The following is a 16,913-nucleotide window of genomic DNA, read 5'->3' on the forward strand; positions in this document are numbered from 1 at the left end:
CCGCCGCCAACACCGTTCAAGGGCGATTCGGCTCGCTTGAATATTCTTGTTTTGTTCTTAATTGCGGGCTACGGTTCTGCATTGAGCGTCAAGCTGATTCACCGCCCTGCGAATCCAATCCTGTGGATGAGATGTGCGTTTTGTGGACCGCTTGCGCATAAGTTCAGCATTGACCGACTCCTGAAGCCCCTCTTCTGCTAACCAGAAAGCGGAACGGGATTTTTGGGGAAACGATGGCAGAGGCGGCACGCAAGTTCGAAGTGGCGGAAACACCGCTTTATCGGGAGGCTCCGAACAATATCGAGGCCGAGCAGGCGCTGCTGGGCGCGATTCTCGTCAACAACGACGCCTTCTATCGCGTCTCGGATTTCCTGAAGCCCGCGCATTTCTACGAGCCTCTACACCGCAAGATCTTCGAGATCGCCGGCGAGTTGATTCGCATGGGCAAGATGGCCAATCCGGTCACGCTCAAGACCTTCCTGCCCGCCGACGAGAAAGTCGGCGACATGACGCTGGCCCACTATCTTGCCCGTCTGGCGGCCGAGGCCGTCACCATCATCAACGCCGCCGACTATGGCCGCGCCATCTATGACCTCGCGACGCGCCGCGCGCTAATCACCGTTGGCGAGGACATGGTCAATATCGCCTATGACGCGCCGGTGGACGTTTCCCCGCAACAGCAGATCGAGGACGCCGAGCGGCGGCTGTTCGAGCTTGCCGAAACCGGGCGCTACGATGGCGGCTTCGAGAGCTTTACCGATGCGGTCAAGACCGCGGTGGACATGGCCAACGCCGCCTATATGCGCGACGGCCATCTGTCCGGCATCGCCTCGGGCCTGCGCGATCTCGACCACCGCATGGGTGGCCTGCAACCTTCCGACCTGATCGTGCTTGCCGGTCGTCCCGGCATGGGCAAGACCTCGCTCGTCACCAACATCGCCTTCAACATCGCCCATGCCTATGAACCGGCGCAGCAGGCGGACGGTTCGTTCAAGGCCGCCAATGGCGGCGTCATCGGCTTCTTCTCGCTCGAAATGTCGTCCGAGCAGCTCGCCACGCGTATCATTTCCGAGCAGACGGAAATCCCCTCATCGAAAATCCGCCGAGGCGACATCAACGAGGCCGATTTCGAAAAGCTGGTGGCCTGCTCACAGACCATGCAGCGCATTCCGCTGTTCATCGATTCGACCGGTGGCATATCCATCGCCCAGCTCGCCGCGCGCTCGCGCCGCCTGAAGCGCCAGCGCGGGCTGGACGTCATCATCATCGACTATATCCAGCTCATGCAGGGCTCGTCGGCCAAGGCCTCGCAGAACCGCGTGCAGGAAATCACCGAGATCACCACCGGCCTGAAGGCGCTGGCCAAGGAACTCAACGTTCCCATCATCGCGCTGTCCCAGCTTTCGCGTCAGGTGGAAAGCCGCGACGACAAGCGCCCGCAGCTTTCCGACCTTCGCGAATCGGGCTCCATCGAGCAGGACGCCGACGTGGTGCTCTTCGTCTACCGCGAGGAATATTATCTCAAGAACAAGGAACCCAAGCCCGGCACCGAAGAGCACATCAAGTGGGAAACCGATATGAACGAGGTGCGCGGCAAGGCCGAGGTCATCGTCGCCAAGCAGCGGCACGGCCCTACGGGAACGGTTTCGCTGGCCTTTACCGGCGAGTTCACCCGCTTCTCCGATCTGGCGGAAGAGCATCATCTGCCGGAACGGTTCGAGTAGCCGGGTGATGGGATTTTTTTCTCCCCACAAGGTGAGCGCTCTGGCGCAATGCTTTGCCGCCATCCCCGTCCACTTTACGGATCGGCCTTCCCCTCAAGAGGGAAGATAAGGTCATGGCCAAAACCCGCGTCCAGTTCGTCTGCCAGAACTGCGGCACCGCCCACACACGCTGGGCGGGCAAATGCGATGCCTGCGGCGAGTGGAACACGCTGGTCGAGGAAGGCACCAACAGCGGCATCGGCGGCGGCCCGGCCTCCATACGCAGCGCGCGCAAGGGCCGACCGGTAACTCTCACCTCCCTTTCGGGCGACATCGAGGATGCACCGCGCATCGCCTCGGGCATAGGCGAGCTCGACCGCGCCACGGGCGGCGGCTTCGTGCGCGGTTCGGCCCTGCTCATAGGCGGCGATCCCGGCATCGGCAAATCCACCCTGCTCACGCAGGCGGCGGCGGCACTTGCCGGCCGTGGCCACCGCATCGTCTATGTCTCGGGCGAAGAGGCGGTGGCGCAGATCCGCCTGCGCGCGCAGCGGCTCGGCGTGGCGGGCTCAAGCGTGGAGCTGGCGGCCGAAACCAATGTCGAGGACATTCTGGCGACCATCGGCGAGGGCAAGCGGCCCGATCTCGTCATCATCGATTCGATCCAGACGTTGTGGACCGATATTGCGGATTCAGCCCCCGGCACGGTCACGCAGGTGCGCACGTCCGCACAGGCGCTGATCCGCTACGCGAAATCCACTGGAGCGGCCGTGGTGCTCGTCGGCCATGTCACCAAGGAAGGCCAGATCGCCGGCCCGCGCGTCGTCGAGCACATGGTGGACGCCGTGCTCTATTTCGAGGGCGAAGGCGGGCACCATCACCGCATCCTGCGCACGGTGAAGAACCGCTTCGGCGCGACCGACGAGATCGGCGTCTTCGAGATGTCCGACAAGGGCCTGCGCGAGGTGGCCAACCCGTCCGAACTGTTCCTGGGAGAGCGCCATGCACAGGCGCCCGGCGCGGCCGTCTTTGCCGGCATCGAGGGCACGCGGCCGGTGCTTGTGGAAATCCAGGCGCTGGTGGCGCCCTCCACGCTCGGCACGCCACGGCGCGCGGTGGTGGGCTGGGACAGCCCGCGCCTTGCCATGGTTCTGGCCGTGCTGGAGGCCCATTGCGGCGTGCGCTTCGGCCAGCATGACGTTTATCTGAATGTCGCCGGCGGCTACCGCATTTCCGAACCGGCAGCGGACCTCGCGGTTGCGGCCGCACTGGTTTCGTCGCTCACCGGCCTTGCTCTTCCGGCCGATTGCGTCTATTTCGGCGAAATCAGCCTTTCGGGCGCTATCAGGCCGGTTGCTCATGCGCAGCAGCGCCTCAAAGAAGCCGAAAAGCTGGGCTTCGGACAAGCCGTGCTGCCCAAGGGCAGTGAGGAAATGTCCGGCGCAATCGGATCCGGCGCATTCCAGCCCGCAACGCTGACGGACCTCGTCGTGCGTATCGCGGGTTCCCTGCGCAGAAAGACGGACGATTGACCGGGGCTTGTGCCAAACGCGGCACGGTGCGGCAAGGCGCTTTGATGGAGTGGGAACGACATGCCGATTACGCTGCTTGACGGAATTCTCGTCGGCTTCACGCTGGTTTCGGCAATGCTTGCCATGGTGCGCGGTTTCTCGCGCGAGGTGCTTTCGATCGCCTCCTGGATCGCGGCAGCGGCCGCCGCCTACTTCTTCTACCCCGCAGTGCTGCCCTATGTGCTGCCGCATATCGACAATGAAAAGATCGCGATGGGCGCCGCCGCGGGCATCGTCTTCATCGTCGCGCTGATCGTGGTGACGGTCATCACCATGAAGATCGCGGATTTCATCATCGACAGCCGCGTCGGCGCGCTCGACCGCACGCTCGGTTTCCTCTACGGCGCCGCACGCGGCGTCCTCGTCGTCGCGGTCGGGCTGATGTTCATGAACTGGCTGCTTGGCGCCAATCCCCCGACCTGGATCTCCGAAGCCAAATCGAAGCCGCTGCTGGAAGGCATCGGCATGAAAATCGAGAATTTGATGCCCGAGGACCCGGAAAAGGCTATTTTGAAACGGCTGAAGCCGGATGAAACGCCGGATGCCGAACCGGGCACGCCGCCCGCTGACGACACGACGGGCGACGCGACGCAGGACAGCAGCCCGCCTGCCGACAATTGAAGGTAGCGCGAAGCGCGCAACCGCCCTATATGAGGGTTTTCTAAAGAGAGACCGCCACGATGGCCCAAGTGGACGACACCTTGCCCGGCGAGGCCGATGACCATTTTCACGACGAATGCGGCGTGTTCGGCATTTTCGGCCGACAGGATGCTGCCGCGATCGTGACGCTCGGCCTGCACGCGCTGCAGCATCGCGGACAGGAGGCAGCGGGCATCGTTTCCTATGACGGCTCGCAATTCCACGTCGAGCGTCATGTCGGCCTGATCGGCGACACCTTCACCAAGCCAAGGGTGATCGAGCGTCTGAAAGGCAACCGCGCAATCGGCCACACGCGCTACGCCACCACTGGCGGCTCGGGCCTGCGCAACGTGCAACCGCTGTTCGCCGAACTTGCGGACGGCGGTTTCGCCATCGCCCACAATGGCAATATCACCAACGCCATGACCGTCCAGCGCACCTTGCAGAAAGAGGGCGCGATCTTCTCCTCCACCTCGGACACCGAAACCATCCTGCATCTCGTGGCGACCAGCCGCGAGAAGGATTTCAACGCCCGTTTCATCGAGGCGGTGCGCCAGTTGGAAGGCGCTTTCTCGCTGGTCGCGCTGACGTCGAAGAAGATGATCGGCTGCCGCGATCCGCTGGGCATCCGCCCCTTGGTGCTGGGCGACCTCGACGGTTCCTATATCCTCGCCTCCGAGACCTGTGCGCTCGACATTATCGGCGCACGTTTCGTGCGCGACGTGCAACCCGGCGAGATGGTGATCATCACCGCCAAGGGGATTGAGAGCCTGTTCCCCTTCGAACCGGTCAAACCGCGCTTCTGCATTTTCGAATATGTCTATTTCGCCCGTCCCGATTCGACGATCGAAGGCCGCAATGTCTATGACGTGCGCAAGCGCATCGGCATGGAGCTGGCGATCGAAAGCCCGGTCGATGCCGACATCGTCGTGCCGGTGCCCGATTCCGGCACGCCGGCTGCCATCGGCTTTGCCCAGCAGGCCGGCCTGCCCTTCGAGCTCGGCATCATCCGCAACCACTATGTCGGCCGCACCTTCATCCAGCCGAGCGATTCCATCCGCCACATGGGCGTGAAGCTCAAGCACAACGCCAACCGCCGCATGATCGAGGGCAAGCGTGTGGTGCTGGTCGACGATTCCATCGTGCGCGGCACCACCAGCCAGAAGATCGTGCAGATGGTGCGCGAGGCCGGCGCCCGCGAAGTGCATATGCGCATCGCATCGCCGCCGACGCGTTCGTCCTGCTTCTACGGCGTCGATACGCCCGAGACGGCCAAGCTGCTCGCCTCGCGCATGTCGATCGAGGAAATGGCCGATTTCATTCGCGTCGATTCGCTCGGCTTCCTGTCCATTGACGGGCTCTATCGCGCCGTTGGCGAAGCACAGCGCAACATGGAGCAGCCGCAATTCTGCGATGCCTGCTTCAGTGCCGACTATCCCACTCGCCTCGCCGATTTCGAGGGCGCAGACAATGTTCGCACGCTGTCGCTGCTGGCCTCCAGCCAGTAAGAGCCGTTTGGTTTTGCAGGACCGTCCCTCACCGCCTCCCCCGCTTTTTAAGGGAGAGGCGGTTCGTACAGAAAACCGATGAGGGGCGGTTCGCCATTTTTCATTCGAGCGGAATTCATGACGACCGAAACTCCAGATCTTTCCAATCGTGTTGCTCTCGTCACCGGCGCCTCGCGCGGCATCGGCTACCAGATCGCCAAGCATATGGCGGCCGCCGGCGCGCATGTGATCGCGGTGGCGCGCACCGTGGGAGGGCTTGAGGATCTTGACGACGAGATCAAGGCCGCCGGCGGCCAGGCGACGCTGGTGCCGCTCGATCTTACAGACATGGACGGCATCGACCGGCTCGGCGGCGCGATCAATGATCGCTGGGGCAAGCTCGACATCCTCGTCGCCAATGCCGGCGTGCTTGGCGTCATCTCGCCGATCGGCCATGTCGAGGCGAAGGTGTTCGACAAGGTCATGGCGGTGAACGTCACCGGCACCTGGCGTCTGATCCGCTCGGTGGATCCGCTGCTGCGCAAATCCGATGCCGGCCGCGCAATCGTTCTGTCGTCGGGTGCCGCGCATTCTGCGCGGGCATTCTGGGGGCCTTACGCGGCGTCCAAGGCCGCGGTCGAGACGCTTGTGCGCTCCTGGTCCGACGAGACCCGCAATATGCCGCTGCGCGTCAACAATGTCGATCCGGGCGCGACCCGAACGGCCATGCGCGCGCAGGCCGTTCCGGGCGAGAACCCCGACACGCTGCCTACCCCGGCGGAGGTTGCGCGCAAAATCCTGCCGCTTGCCAGCCCTGCCCTTCGCGAAACGGGCATGCTGTTCCAGGTCCGTCAGGATCGTTTCGTCTCCTACCGCGATCCGAAATAAGGCGGACTACATCCGCGCCGCTGGGCGATGGCAACTGGCCATCACCGACAGTTCCGGCCGGCTGTTGAGCGTCTGGAAAACCACGCAGTAGCGTTCGGTCAGCTTCAGCAGCGTATCGATGCGCTCCTGCGGCTCGTCGGTGTCGAGATCGAAACTCAGGCGGATGGCGCGGAAGCCGACCGGGACATCCCTCGCCACACCCAGCGTGCCGCGAAAATCAAGGTCGCCCTCGGCTTCAATCCTGGCATCCAGCAAACGGAATTCCAGCGCGGTGGCAACCGCTTTCAGCGTCACCCCGGCGCACGCCACAAGAGCTTCCAGCAGCATGTCACCGGAGCAGAGCTCCGAACCGCTGCCGCCGGTTGCCGGGTGCAGGCCGGCAACCGCCAACGCCTTCCCGGTCTCCACCTTGCAGGCAATCGACTGGCTGTCGATCGAACCTCCGGCACGCAGCGTGACCAGTGCGCGCGAAGCATCCTCCCGATAGCTTTCCTTGAGCGGTGTCTGCACCGCCTTCAGTTCCGCCGCGTCCATGCCGGCCTCCCGAACGGTTGCTTCCACATTCTATCACGCTTCGCGGCCCGCACCTCAATCCGGTCACGCCTGCGCCAATGCTCGTGAGCGCTCTGGCTTAGCCCGAGCGCCCCGCGTGGTCGTATAGCAGGATGTTGCCGCCCGCCTGCGCCGACGGCTTCACTCCTGCACAAGGACCCGCACGCATGGTCAATGCCGTCATTCTCGACACCCGCGAACGCATCTATGCGGGCATCCTGCTGACGGGGATCGCCTATTTCATGTTCTCGACCCAGGATGCCTTCATCAAGCTTCTGGTGGCCGGGCTTTCGGTCTGGCAAATCCTGTTCATCCGCAGCGCGACGATCTTCATCGCCTGTTCGGTCATCGGCGGCCGCGAACTTCTGGCGAAATCATGGAACTCATCGGCTTTCATGCCGATGCTGTTCCGCAGCTTCCTTATCCTCGGGGCGTGGCTGTGCTACTACAATGCAGCCAGATATCTGCAGCTTGCCGAACTCACGACGATCTATTTCGCAGCGCCCGTTATCGTCACCATCCTGTCGATCTTCATCCTCGGCGAAAATGTGCCACTGCTGCGGTGGATTGCGGTGCTCCTCGGCTTCATCGGCGTCTATGTGGCCTGCGATCCGGTCGCGCTCGGCATCAGCATTCCGGTGGCGATGGTGCTGGTGGCGGCCTGCCTGTGGGCGCTTTCCATCGTGCTGATCCGCAAGATCGCGCTCTACGAAAGCAGCATGGTGCAGATGATGCTCAATAACGGCTTTTTCCTCATCATCGCCGGCATACCGCTGATTTTCGTCTGGCAAACGCCTGCGCTGAGCGACTGGCTTCTGCTGATCGGTGTAGGCGCCATTGGCGGGCTTGGCCAATGGGCGCTGTTCGAGGGCATGAAGCGGGCACCGGTCTCTGTCATCGCGCCGTTTGAATACACCTCGCTGGTATGGGCCTTTGCCTTCGGTTATGCCATCTGGGGCGACGTGCCGCGCCGCGAGGTGTTCTTCGGAGCTGTCCTCATTTTCCTTGCCGGCGTGGTCATCATCGTCGGCGAACGCTTCCGCAAGGCGGGATGAGCACCAGCGCCAGCCCATGCCGACACGACCCTGTCAGCAGCGGCGGCCTAGAATATCCGGAAGCGGCAGGAGGAAATATGACCACCAGCGACCACAACACCGAACACCTGCTCGGTATCGTGCTCGTCACCGCTTCGGCGGCGGTGTTCGGCCTCGCCGGCGTGCTGACGAAATCGATCGATGCGCCGCCGCTGGTCATCGCCTGCTGGCGCGGACTTGTCGGCGCGGTGCTGATGATGGGCTACCTCTACTGGCGCCGCGGCGATACCGGCTCGCCACAGGGTCTGAAACTCGGCTGGCGCGGCTGGCTGATGGCCACCATCGGCGCCGCTTCCAGCCTTGCCTTCATTACGGCCTTCAAGAACACCTATGTCGCCAATGTCGCCATCATCTATGCCACCGCGCCCTTCGTGGCGGCTCTCTTCGCATGGCTCCTGATGCGCGAGCGGGTGCGCGGCCAGACCATGCTGGCCGCCGTGCTTTCGCTGGCGGGCGTGGGGCTGATGGTATTTTCCGGCCTCGGCACCGGACAGCCTTTCGGCGATGCGCTGGCGCTGGTGATGACCGCGACAAGCGCGCTCTACATGGTTCTGATCCGTACGTTCCGCGACACGAATGCAATCTGGGCCGGCGCGGTCTCGGCGTTCATGGTGTTCGCACTTGCATGGTTCGTCGACGATCCGCTGGCCGTTTCCGCACATGACATCGTATTGCTCGGGGCCTTCGGCGTCTCATTCGCGCTTGCCTCGATCCTGTGGACGGAAGGCGCGCGGCGGGTTCCCTCGGCAGAAGCAGGCCTGCTCGGCTCGGCCGAGGTCCCCTTTGCAGTGCTGTTCGGATGGCTCTTCCTGACCGAACTGCCGCCCGCGGCTAGCCTTATCGGCGGAGCGGTGGTGCTCATGGCGGTATTTGCCCATGCCGGCCGCGACTGGATGCAGGCGCGCGCGCTGCGCTCGGCCGGAACCTAAAAAATCCGGTTCTCCCGGAACCAATGCCGGACCCATGCGTTGGTGGCGCTGGACGGGCTCGTCCCCATGCCCAACCCCTGCCCGTCCCCCTACTCCAGCCGGCTTGCGAGCCGGCTTTTTCTTTGCTGGCGCTCGCCTCCCGCGCACTCAATCACGAATTCATTGACGTGGGCGCAGCATGGTCTAACCTTCGCCCCCGAACGGTCGCCAAGAACCGTCGGCCAGACAGGTGCAGGGAGAGTGGCATGATCCTGACTGGAACCATAGCTCTTTGCATACTCGCCGCTTACGTGGGCGGCGCGCTGTGGCTTGTGGTGCGGCTGGGCCTGACGCTGCATCAGGCGCTTCTCTATCTGCCGCTCAAGCTTCTTTACCGCATCGACGACGCCCGCATGCGCAGGGTGCGCAAGGCGGAAGCGCCGGTGGTTTATGTCGTTTGTCACCAGGCACGGCTCGACCCCGCGCTCATGCTGTCGCTGTTGCCGGATGACACGCTGCACATACTCGACGAGGCATCGGCCCGCTCGCACTGGCTGGAGCCGTGGCGGGAACTGGCCCGCACCATCGCCTTCAACGCCGAGCATGTTTTCGTCAGCCGGCGGTTGGTTCGGGTGCTGAAGGGCAAGGGCCGGCTCGCAGTCTACCTGCCGGACGATGTGGAGCCCGGCACCAAGGCTTTCCGGCTCTATCGGGCCGTGGCCCGCATCGCACTCCGTGCCGACGCCAAGGTCGTGCCCGTGTTCGTTGCCGGCGCGCGCCATCTGCCTTTTTCGCTGACGCCGCGCCGGAAAGCCCGGCGCAGATTGTTCCCGAAACTCACTGTCAGTACGCTCGAGCCCCTCACCATTTCGGACCTGATGGCGCGCAATGTCACGCAACCGGCCCGTGCTTCCAATGCGCTGTTCGACCGCCTCGCCGAGACGCGCCTCGAAGCCACCGGCCCGACCCGGACCCTGTTCCTGGCAACGCTGCAGGCAGCCTTCACCAATGGCGCGCGGCGCATTGCCGTGGAGGATACCGGCGGCGAAGCGCTCGACTATCGCCGCCTGCTCATCCGCACGCGCCTTGTCGGGCTCAAGCTGGCCGCGATCACCGCGCCTGGCGAAGCCGTCGGGATCATGCTGCCAAACGGCAGCGACCTGGTGCTGACGCTGCTGGGGCTTTCCTCCAGCAGCCGCGTGGCGGCCATGCTGGACTATAGCGCCTCGCCCGACGCCGTCACGGAAGCGGTGCGCACCGCCCTCGTGCGCACGGTGATCTCCTCGCGCGCCTTCGCCGAGAAAGCCAATCTGGGCGACGTGGTGGACGCCGCCGAAAAGGGCGGTACGCGTTTCGTCTGGATCGAGGACCTGCAGGCACGCATGTCGCTTGCAGACCGTATCGCGGCGGCAAGCTTCTGGTGGTGGCCGGTTCACGCCCAGGATGCGGAAAAGCCCGCCGCCATCATGTTCACCCCCGGCTCGGAGGGAAAGCCGAAGACCGTCGTGCTGTCAGCCGACAATATCATGGCCAATGCCATGCAGATCGCTGCACGTATCTCGTTCGGCCCCGGCGACAAGCTCCTGAACGTGCTGCCGGCCTATCACGCTTTCGGCCTCACCGGCGGCATCGCGCTGCCGCTGGCCACGGGCATGCGGCTGTTCCTCTATCCCTCGCCGCTGCACTATCACATCATTTCGGAAGTCGCGGACGAAATCCATCCGACCATATTGCTCGGCACGGATGCGGTGCTTGCCGGCTATGCGCAAAACGCGAAACCCGGCGCCTTCTCCAGCCTGCGTTTCGCGCTGGTGGCGGCCGAACCGGTGCGCGCCGAGACCCGGCGCGAGTGGCGCGAGCACTTCGGCATGGAGATCGTGGAAGGCTATGGCCTGACGGAAGCCTCGCCGGCGGTATCGGTGAACACGACAACCCATGGGCGGGAGGGCAGCGCCGGACGCCTGTTGCCGGCCATGAAAATGCGGCTGGCGCCAGTCGAGGGCATTGCAGAGGGTGGCCGGCTGCTGATCCAGGGTCCCAATCTGATGCTGGGCTATATGAGCGCCGAGGCTCCCGGCACGCTACAACCGCTTGGCGAGGGCTGGTTCGACACAGGCGACGTCGTTTCGGTCGACCGCGACGGTTTCATCACCGTGCTCGACCGCGCCTCACGCTTTGCCCATATCGGCAGCGACATGGTCTCGCTGGGAACCGTGGAGGCGCTGGCGCAAAAGCTTTGGCCCGAAGAACGTCACGCAGCAATTGCCGTTGCGGCGGTCGCGCGCGGAGAGCGCATCGTGCTCGTCACCACTTCGGAAGATGCCGATTGCGAGGAAATCCGTCGTTCCGAACGGCTGGGCAAGTCCAGTCCGCTGCTGCCCGACGAAATCGTCAAGGTGGCAAGGATGCCGCTGCTCGGCTCCGGCAAGATCGACTACAGCGCGGTGCGCCATCTCATCGACGAGCAGACCGGCAACGAGGCAGCCGCCTGACAGGCGGCCCGGCCTCACTTTCCGGAAGAGAACGAGGCCTCGGTCTCTTTTGCCTCCTCGATGCGCGCGCGGCGTGAATAGGCGCGTGCGCTGAACGGCAACGACAGCAGATAGCCAATTACCGAGACGGACAGGGTCTGCCACGGATAGGTAACCAAAAGCAGCACGTAGAGCGAGACGCCCAGAATGAGCGGTAACACCGTGTCGCCGGGGACCTTTATCTTCTTGCCCGAATAGACCGGCAGGCGGCTGACCAGGAGCAGCGCGATCAGCACCGTGAAGAGCGCGCAGATGAAGCCGAAGATACGACCCGGCTCCACCACCCCCATGAACACCAGATAGATCGGCAGCATGACGATGACGGCGCCGGCGGGAGCCGGCACGCCGACGAAATATTCGGCCTGCCATGTGGGCCGGTCCTCGTCTTCGTCGAGTACATTGAAGCGAGCCAGCCGCAGGCCGCAGGCGATGGCAAAGAGCAGCGCGGCGATCCAGCCAGGCGAGCCCGCTCGGTCAAGCAGGAATGCATAAAGCACCAGCGCCGGCGCGACGCCGAAATTGACGATATCGGCCAGCGAATCCATCTGTGCGCCGAATTTCGACGTGGCCTTGAGGGCACGGGCAATGCGACCGTCGATGCCGTCGAGGAAAGCGGCGAACAACACCATGACCACGGCGATCTCGAAGCGCATCTCGAAGGCGAGACGAATGCCGGAAAGGCCGGCGCAGATCGCCAGCACCGTGATCAGATTGGGCAGGATCATGCGCAGCGGAATTTCGCGGATGCGCGGGCCGCCGCGGCCATGCGGTTCAAAAGGCTGGAATGGCGCAGGCATGGTTCAGCCGATCCGCACGAGTGGCGTGGCCGCGTCGCCGCCGAACTCGGCGATGACGGTTTCGCCGGCAACCGCGGTCTGCCCCACGGCCACGCGCGGCGCGGCTTCCGGCGGAAGGAACACGTCAACGCGCGAGCCGAAGCGGATCAGGCCGAAGCGCTCACCGACAGTGATATTGCTCTCGGCATCGGACCAGCAGACGATGCGCCGCGCCACCAGCCCGGCGATCTGCACCACCGCGATGGTGCCGTTGGGGCTGTCGATGACGAGACCGTTGCGCTCGTTTTCGCTCGAGGCCTTGTCGAGCTCGGCGTTGAGGAATTTTCCGGGACGGTGCTCGATGCGGGTGATGCGGCCACGTACCGGCGAGCGGTTCACATGGCAGGAAAACACGTTCATGAACACCGAGATGCGGGTCATTTCGGCAGTGCCGAGGCCCAGTTCGCGCGGCGGCACGGCCGGCCCGACAGCCGAAACCACACCATCGGCCGGGCTGATGACCAGCCTGTCGTCAACCGGCGTGACGCGCGGCGGGTCGCGGAAGAAATAGGCGCACCATGCCGTCAGAATCAGCCCGACCCAGAACAGGTTGATCGAGAAAAAACCGAGGACGATCGTCGCGGCGGCGAAGGCACCAATGAAGGGATAGCCTTCCCTGTGCACGGGAACGAAAACGTTCTTGACGGTGTCGACGAGGCTCATCGGGCGGGGGCGTCTCCAGTGGAAATGCCCGCCTGCTTACCGGAAAGCTCGGCGCGCCGCAACGCGACATTGAGGAAAAGCCCGGCGCACCGGTCAAACTTCCTCGGTCTTGCGGCGCACCACCACGCCCAGTTCGTCGGTGGCGCGGGCAATGCGCAGCCGCTCCTCGGCCTCGCTCGCTTCACGCTGGCGCGCCCACATGGAAGCATAGAGACCGCCATGATGCAGCAGCGAGGAATGGGTGCCGCGCTCGGCAATGAGACCATCCTTGAGAACGATGATCTCGTCGGCCGAAATAACCGTGGAAAGCCTGTGCGCGATCACAAGGGTGGTACGCCCGCGGCTGACCAGATCGAGCGCGGCCTGGATTTCCTGCTCGGTATGGGTGTCGAGGGCCGAGGTGGCTTCGTCCAGCATGAGGATCGGCGGGGCCTTCAGGATGGTGCGGGCAATGGCCACGCGCTGCTTTTCACCGCCCGAAAGCTTCAATCCGCGTTCGCCGACCATGGCCTTGTAGCCTTCCGGCAAATGCTCGATGAACGGACCGATCTGCGCCATTTCGGCCGCGCGCCTGACCTCCTCGTCGGTGGCGCCGGGGCGGCCGTAGCGGATGTTGTAGGCGATGGTGTCGTTGAAAAGCACGGTATCCTGCGGCACCATGCCGATCGCCGCGCGCAGCGTTTCCTGCGTCACGTCGCGAACATCCTGACCGTCGATCAGGATGGAGCCCGACTGCACATCGTAGAAGCGGAACAGCAGGCGCGAAATGGTGGACTTGCCAGCGCCGGACGGCCCAACGATGGCCACCGTCTTGCCGGCCGGCACCTCGAAGCTGATGCCTTTCAGGATCGGCCGCTGCGGATCGTAGGCGAAGTGAACGTCGCGGAACTCGACCTTGCCCTGGCCGATGGCCAATGCCTTGGCCGCAGGCTTGTCGACGACCTCCTGCTTCACGTCGAGCAGATCGAACATATGCTCGATGTCGGTCAGGCCCTGACGGATCTCGCGATAGATGAAGCCGATGAAATTCAGCGGCACAGAAAGCTGCATGAGCATGGCGTTGATGAAGACGAAATCGCCGATGTTCTGCGTGCCGGCCATCACCTCGCGCGCCGACATCCACATGGCCACCGCCATGCCGGCGCCGAAAATGGCGCCCTGCCCGAAGTTCAGCCAGCCGAGCGAGGTCCAGATGCGGGTGGCCGCGATCTCATAGCGGGACATGGAACGGTCGAAACGCTCGGCCTCCATGCGCTCATTGTTGAAATATTTGACGGTTTCGAAATTCAGCAGCGAGTCGATCGCCTTGGTGTTGGCGTCGGTGTCGGACTCGTTCATTTCGCGGCGGATACCGATGCGCCAATCGCTCGCCCAAACCGTGAACCATGTATAGACCGCGACCGTGACGGCCACCACCAGCACGTAAAGCCAGCCATAGGCGACCGCGAAGATCACCGCCGTGAGTGCGAATTCCAGCAGCGTCGGCAGCGTATTCAATATGGTGAAGCGAACGATCGTCTCGATGCCCTTGGTGCCGCGCTCGATGACGCGCGACAGCCCGCCGGTGCGCCTCTCCAGATGGAAGCGCAGCGACAAAGCGTGAAGATGCACGAAGGTCTTGTAGGCGAGCTGGCGGACCGCATGCTGGCCGACGCGGGCAAACAGTGCGTCGCGCAACTGGTTGAAGCCAAGCTGCGCCAGCCGCACCACGTTGTAGGCAAGCACCAGCATGACCGGTGCCAGCAGGAAATCCGGCAGCGGCGGCTGCGGCGCATGATCGCCCGCGAGCGCGTTGGTGGCCCATTTGAAGAAGTACGGAACACCGACGAGGATAACCTTCGCCAGAACCAGATAGACCGTTGCCCACACCACACGTGCCTTCAGGTCGGCCCGGTCAGCCGGCCACATATAGGGCCACAGGTTGAGCAGCGTTTTCAGCGTGGAGCCGGAATCGGCGGAAACTGTCTTGTCGGCCAAAATATCATGCCTTCGAATTGTGTTCTTCGCCGCCGGAGCAGCATCCATGGATCAGATGCGCCGCACGGCTGGAGAAATCCTGCAGGGCTTCACGGTCGAGTTCGTAGCGCGAGCGCTGCCTTTCGGGTGAAAAGCGCACCAGTCCGGCCTCAACCAGAACTTTCAGGTGCTGCGAGACCGTCGATTGCGCCAGATCGAGCCGTTCCACCACGTCCTTGCAGCAACAGGAACTGCTGCCTGACAGGTAGCGCAGGATTTCGATGCGCGCCGGGTGCGACAGCGCGGCAAACCGCGACGCCAGATCTTTCGTGGCGGCGGTGCTGCAGCTTTCGATGGAGTCGACGCATTCATTCATCGTATATCGGCGATATACGATGAATGGGATCTTGGCAACAGCCTTGCAACGCCATTGCATCGCCGGTCCGCTGCTCAGAAGCCGCGGACCGGCGATGACGCCTTCGTAGAAGTTTATTGCGGCGGCAGCGTGGTGGCCTGCTCGCCCACAGCCTTCAGGTTCGCCGCCTCGCCCTGGCTGGTCTTTTCCGGAACCTTGAATACCTGGCCCGGCCAGATCAGGTTGGGATCGCGGATCTGCTCCTGATTGGCCAGATAGATGGTCGAATAACGCACGCCAAGACCATAGACGCGCCGCGAGATGCGCCACAGCGAGTCGCCGCGCCGGATGATGACCGCGCCCTCGACATTCTGCAGCTTGGGCGACAATTCATCGGGGGTCGTTGCGGCGATCTCGTGCGAACCGGACTGCGGCTCGACACCCTGCGGCTGCGCGCCGGAAACCTGCTCGGGCTCCTTTTCAGTTCCCGCCGCCGGTGTAGCCTGCGGCGCCACAGCCGATTGCGCCTCGCCCGCTTCGCGTTCGAAGGGCACGGCGGCGCGCGCCACGACCTTGGCGCCATCCGGAGACAGCGCATCCACGCGGATGATGTAGTCTCCGGCAGGCAGGTCACGTTCGGTTTCGATCAGGAAACGTCCGCCCGGCGAGGTCACGACCTCGCCCAGCAGGATGTCGTTGGCGTAGCCGCGCACCTTGCGACCGGGATCGGCAGTGCCGGCGATGAAGACCTTGCGGCCTTCGATCTCGACGGCCTCGACCTTGACGGCCGGACCAGCAGCCACGGCCGGCGCGTCAGCCTTGCCGGGTGTGGTTTCAGGAGCGACAGCAGCCTGTTGCTGCGGCTTCTCCGCAGTTTCGGCAGCCGGGGCCTCGGGCTGCGCCACCGCGCCACCAGAGGCCGCTGGCGTTTCGGCGGAAGGCTTCGCGACCTTCTCGGGCTGAGGCACCGAAATCAGCTTGCTCGGCGCGCCGGGCTGCTCGACCAGCGCCAGAACCTGGCCGCTGCGCGTTTCGGGTATCGAAACCACCGCCGTTTCCGGGGAAGTGGAAACCACGGAGTCGGGATTGGTCGAGCGCAGGACGATCTGATGAGCGCCCGGCTTCAGGGGCTCGTCGATGGCCACGGCGAAATCCCCTTCCGGGCCGGCGACCGCGTTGCCGATGACCTTGGCGCCCAGAACGATCTCCACCTTTGCATTCGGTGCTGCCTTGCCGGCGATGACCAGTGATCCATCGGCCTCCGCGCGCACGATATCGAAAGAAGGTGCCTGTACTGCGGCGGCGACATCGGGGGTCTTTCCGGCCGTTGCAGCCTCTTCCCCGGCCTCTCCGGTAGCAGCAGGAGCCGACGGCGGGGTGGCGGCTTCAGCCGGTGGTGCCTTATTCTCTTCCGCAGGAGCCGCCTTGCCCGCATCCGGCAGGGCAGCGGCAGGCTGCTTGGGCTGCTCCTGTGCCGGCAGCCTCGACTCCTTGAGGTCGGGTTGCGGCGTCGATGCATTCGGCAGCGCGGCGACCTCCTGTGGCTTGCCACTCAGATACGGATCGAGGGCACCCGCATAGTAGGCGGTAGCTGCGGCTGCCGCCACGCCACCTGCCAAGAATATCAATGCCCTGCCTACAGCGCCTGCCATGTTTCCTGCCCCTTAGCCATTCCGCCCGTCTACCCCGTTTTTACGATAGCGACAAGAAAAACCCCTGCAATGGTCTTG

14 protein-coding genes are annotated in these 16,913 nt (G+C 63.9%); 8 read left to right on the forward strand and 6 right to left on the reverse strand.

Features of this window, described 5'->3' with window-relative positions; genetic code table 11:
- The first annotated feature begins 233 nt into the window (after positions 1–233).
- The 5 genes from C7441_RS05285 (at position 234) to C7441_RS05305 (ending at position 6,288) form a co-directional block, all read left to right on the forward strand.
- Positions 234–1,724, forward strand: coding sequence for a replicative DNA helicase (locus C7441_RS05285; RefSeq protein ID WP_019170556.1), 1,491 nt, complete (start codon positions 234–236; stop codon positions 1,722–1,724).
- 113 nt (positions 1,725–1,837) lie between these two features.
- Positions 1,838–3,235: a DNA repair protein RadA gene (gene radA, locus C7441_RS05290; RefSeq protein WP_109611996.1), complete on the forward strand. Its 1,398-nt coding sequence runs from the start codon at positions 1,838–1,840 to the stop codon at positions 3,233–3,235.
- A gap of 60 nt (positions 3,236–3,295) precedes the next feature.
- Positions 3,296–3,895 carry a CvpA family protein gene (locus C7441_RS05295; protein WP_109611997.1) on the forward strand — a complete coding sequence of 200 codons (600 nt, stop codon included), beginning with the start codon at positions 3,296–3,298 and terminating at the stop codon, positions 3,893–3,895.
- A gap of 59 nt (positions 3,896–3,954) precedes the next feature.
- On the forward strand, positions 3,955–5,421 hold the full coding sequence (gene purF / locus C7441_RS05300; RefSeq protein ID WP_019170559.1) for an amidophosphoribosyltransferase: 1,467 nt from the start codon (positions 3,955–3,957) through the stop codon (positions 5,419–5,421).
- A 117-nt stretch (positions 5,422–5,538) separates the two neighbouring features.
- Positions 5,539–6,288 (forward strand): SDR family NAD(P)-dependent oxidoreductase, encoded by a 750-nt coding sequence (locus C7441_RS05305; protein WP_109612184.1) that lies wholly within the window; start codon positions 5,539–5,541, stop codon positions 6,286–6,288.
- A gap of 6 nt (positions 6,289–6,294) precedes the next feature.
- Here C7441_RS05305 and C7441_RS05310 read toward each other — a convergent pair whose 3' ends face one another.
- Positions 6,295–6,822 (reverse strand): OsmC family protein, encoded by a 528-nt coding sequence (locus C7441_RS05310; RefSeq protein ID WP_109612185.1) that lies wholly within the window; start codon positions 6,820–6,822, stop codon positions 6,295–6,297.
- A 185-nt stretch (positions 6,823–7,007) separates the two neighbouring features.
- Here C7441_RS05310 and C7441_RS05315 point away from each other — a divergent pair, with 185 nt between their 5' ends.
- From C7441_RS05315 to C7441_RS05325, 3 genes are all read left to right on the forward strand, one after another.
- Complete coding sequence (locus C7441_RS05315; RefSeq protein ID WP_109611998.1) at positions 7,008–7,895, forward strand: DMT family transporter; 888 nt, start codon at positions 7,008–7,010, stop codon at positions 7,893–7,895.
- A gap of 77 nt (positions 7,896–7,972) precedes the next feature.
- Positions 7,973–8,863: a DMT family transporter gene (locus C7441_RS05320; protein WP_109611999.1), complete on the forward strand. Its 891-nt coding sequence runs from the start codon at positions 7,973–7,975 to the stop codon at positions 8,861–8,863.
- Between the two features lie 245 nt (positions 8,864–9,108).
- A complete protein-coding gene (locus C7441_RS05325; RefSeq protein ID WP_109612000.1) occupies positions 9,109–11,334 on the forward strand; it encodes an AMP-binding protein in 2,226 nt (741 codons plus the stop codon).
- Positions 11,335–11,348: 14 nt separating this feature from the next.
- Here C7441_RS05325 and C7441_RS05330 read toward each other — a convergent pair whose 3' ends face one another.
- From C7441_RS05330 to C7441_RS05350, 5 genes are all read right to left on the reverse strand, one after another.
- Positions 11,349–12,170 (reverse strand): CDP-alcohol phosphatidyltransferase family protein, encoded by an 822-nt coding sequence (locus tag C7441_RS05330; RefSeq protein ID WP_019170564.1) that lies wholly within the window; start codon positions 12,168–12,170, stop codon positions 11,349–11,351.
- 3 nt (positions 12,171–12,173) lie between these two features.
- Positions 12,174–12,872 (reverse strand): phosphatidylserine decarboxylase, encoded by a 699-nt coding sequence (locus C7441_RS05335; RefSeq protein ID WP_109612001.1) that lies wholly within the window; start codon positions 12,870–12,872, stop codon positions 12,174–12,176.
- A 93-nt stretch (positions 12,873–12,965) separates the two neighbouring features.
- Positions 12,966–14,849, reverse strand: coding sequence for an ABCB family ABC transporter ATP-binding protein/permease (locus C7441_RS05340; protein ID WP_109612002.1), 1,884 nt, complete (start codon positions 14,847–14,849; stop codon positions 12,966–12,968).
- Positions 14,850–14,853: 4 nt separating this feature from the next.
- Positions 14,854–15,204: an ArsR/SmtB family transcription factor gene (locus tag C7441_RS05345; RefSeq protein WP_109612186.1), complete on the reverse strand. Its 351-nt coding sequence runs from the start codon at positions 15,202–15,204 to the stop codon at positions 14,854–14,856.
- Between the two features lie 113 nt (positions 15,205–15,317).
- Complete coding sequence (locus C7441_RS05350; RefSeq protein ID WP_170125020.1) at positions 15,318–16,835, reverse strand: LysM peptidoglycan-binding domain-containing protein; 1,518 nt, start codon at positions 16,833–16,835, stop codon at positions 15,318–15,320.
- Between the last annotated feature and the right edge of the window lie 78 nt (positions 16,836–16,913).

The sequence above is a fragment of the Pseudaminobacter salicylatoxidans genome (assembly GCF_003148475.1).
GTDB classification, from domain to species: Bacteria; Pseudomonadota; Alphaproteobacteria; order Rhizobiales; family Rhizobiaceae; genus Pseudaminobacter; species Pseudaminobacter salicylatoxidans.

What these genes read in the sequence shown, in the direction of transcription:
- radA (WP_109611996.1), top strand. Translation starts at nt 1,838, where the DNA reads ATGGCCAAAACCCGCGTCCAGTTCGTCTGCCAGAACTGCGGCACCGCC.
- C7441_RS05315 (WP_109611998.1), top strand. Translation starts at nt 7,008, where the DNA reads ATGGTCAATGCCGTCATTCTCGACACCCGCGAACGCATCTATGCGGGC.
- C7441_RS05335 (WP_109612001.1), bottom strand. Translation starts at nt 12,872, where the DNA reads ATGAGCCTCGTCGACACCGTCAAGAACGTTTTCGTTCCCGTGCACAGG.
- C7441_RS05345 (WP_109612186.1), bottom strand. Translation starts at nt 15,204, where the DNA reads ATGAATGAATGCGTCGACTCCATCGAAAGCTGCAGCACCGCCGCCACG.
- C7441_RS05350 (WP_170125020.1), bottom strand. Translation starts at nt 16,835, where the DNA reads ATGGCAGGCGCTGTAGGCAGGGCATTGATATTCTTGGCAGGTGGCGTG.
- purF (WP_019170559.1), top strand. Translation starts at nt 3,955, where the DNA reads ATGGCCCAAGTGGACGACACCTTGCCCGGCGAGGCCGATGACCATTTT.
- C7441_RS05310 (WP_109612185.1), bottom strand. Translation starts at nt 6,822, where the DNA reads ATGGACGCGGCGGAACTGAAGGCGGTGCAGACACCGCTCAAGGAAAGC.
- C7441_RS05305 (WP_109612184.1), top strand. Translation starts at nt 5,539, where the DNA reads ATGACGACCGAAACTCCAGATCTTTCCAATCGTGTTGCTCTCGTCACC.
- C7441_RS05325 (WP_109612000.1), top strand. Translation starts at nt 9,109, where the DNA reads ATGATCCTGACTGGAACCATAGCTCTTTGCATACTCGCCGCTTACGTG.
- C7441_RS05330 (WP_019170564.1), bottom strand. Translation starts at nt 12,170, where the DNA reads ATGCCTGCGCCATTCCAGCCTTTTGAACCGCATGGCCGCGGCGGCCCG.
- C7441_RS05295 (WP_109611997.1), top strand. Translation starts at nt 3,296, where the DNA reads ATGCCGATTACGCTGCTTGACGGAATTCTCGTCGGCTTCACGCTGGTT.
- C7441_RS05320 (WP_109611999.1), top strand. Translation starts at nt 7,973, where the DNA reads ATGACCACCAGCGACCACAACACCGAACACCTGCTCGGTATCGTGCTC.
- C7441_RS05285 (WP_019170556.1), top strand. Translation starts at nt 234, where the DNA reads ATGGCAGAGGCGGCACGCAAGTTCGAAGTGGCGGAAACACCGCTTTAT.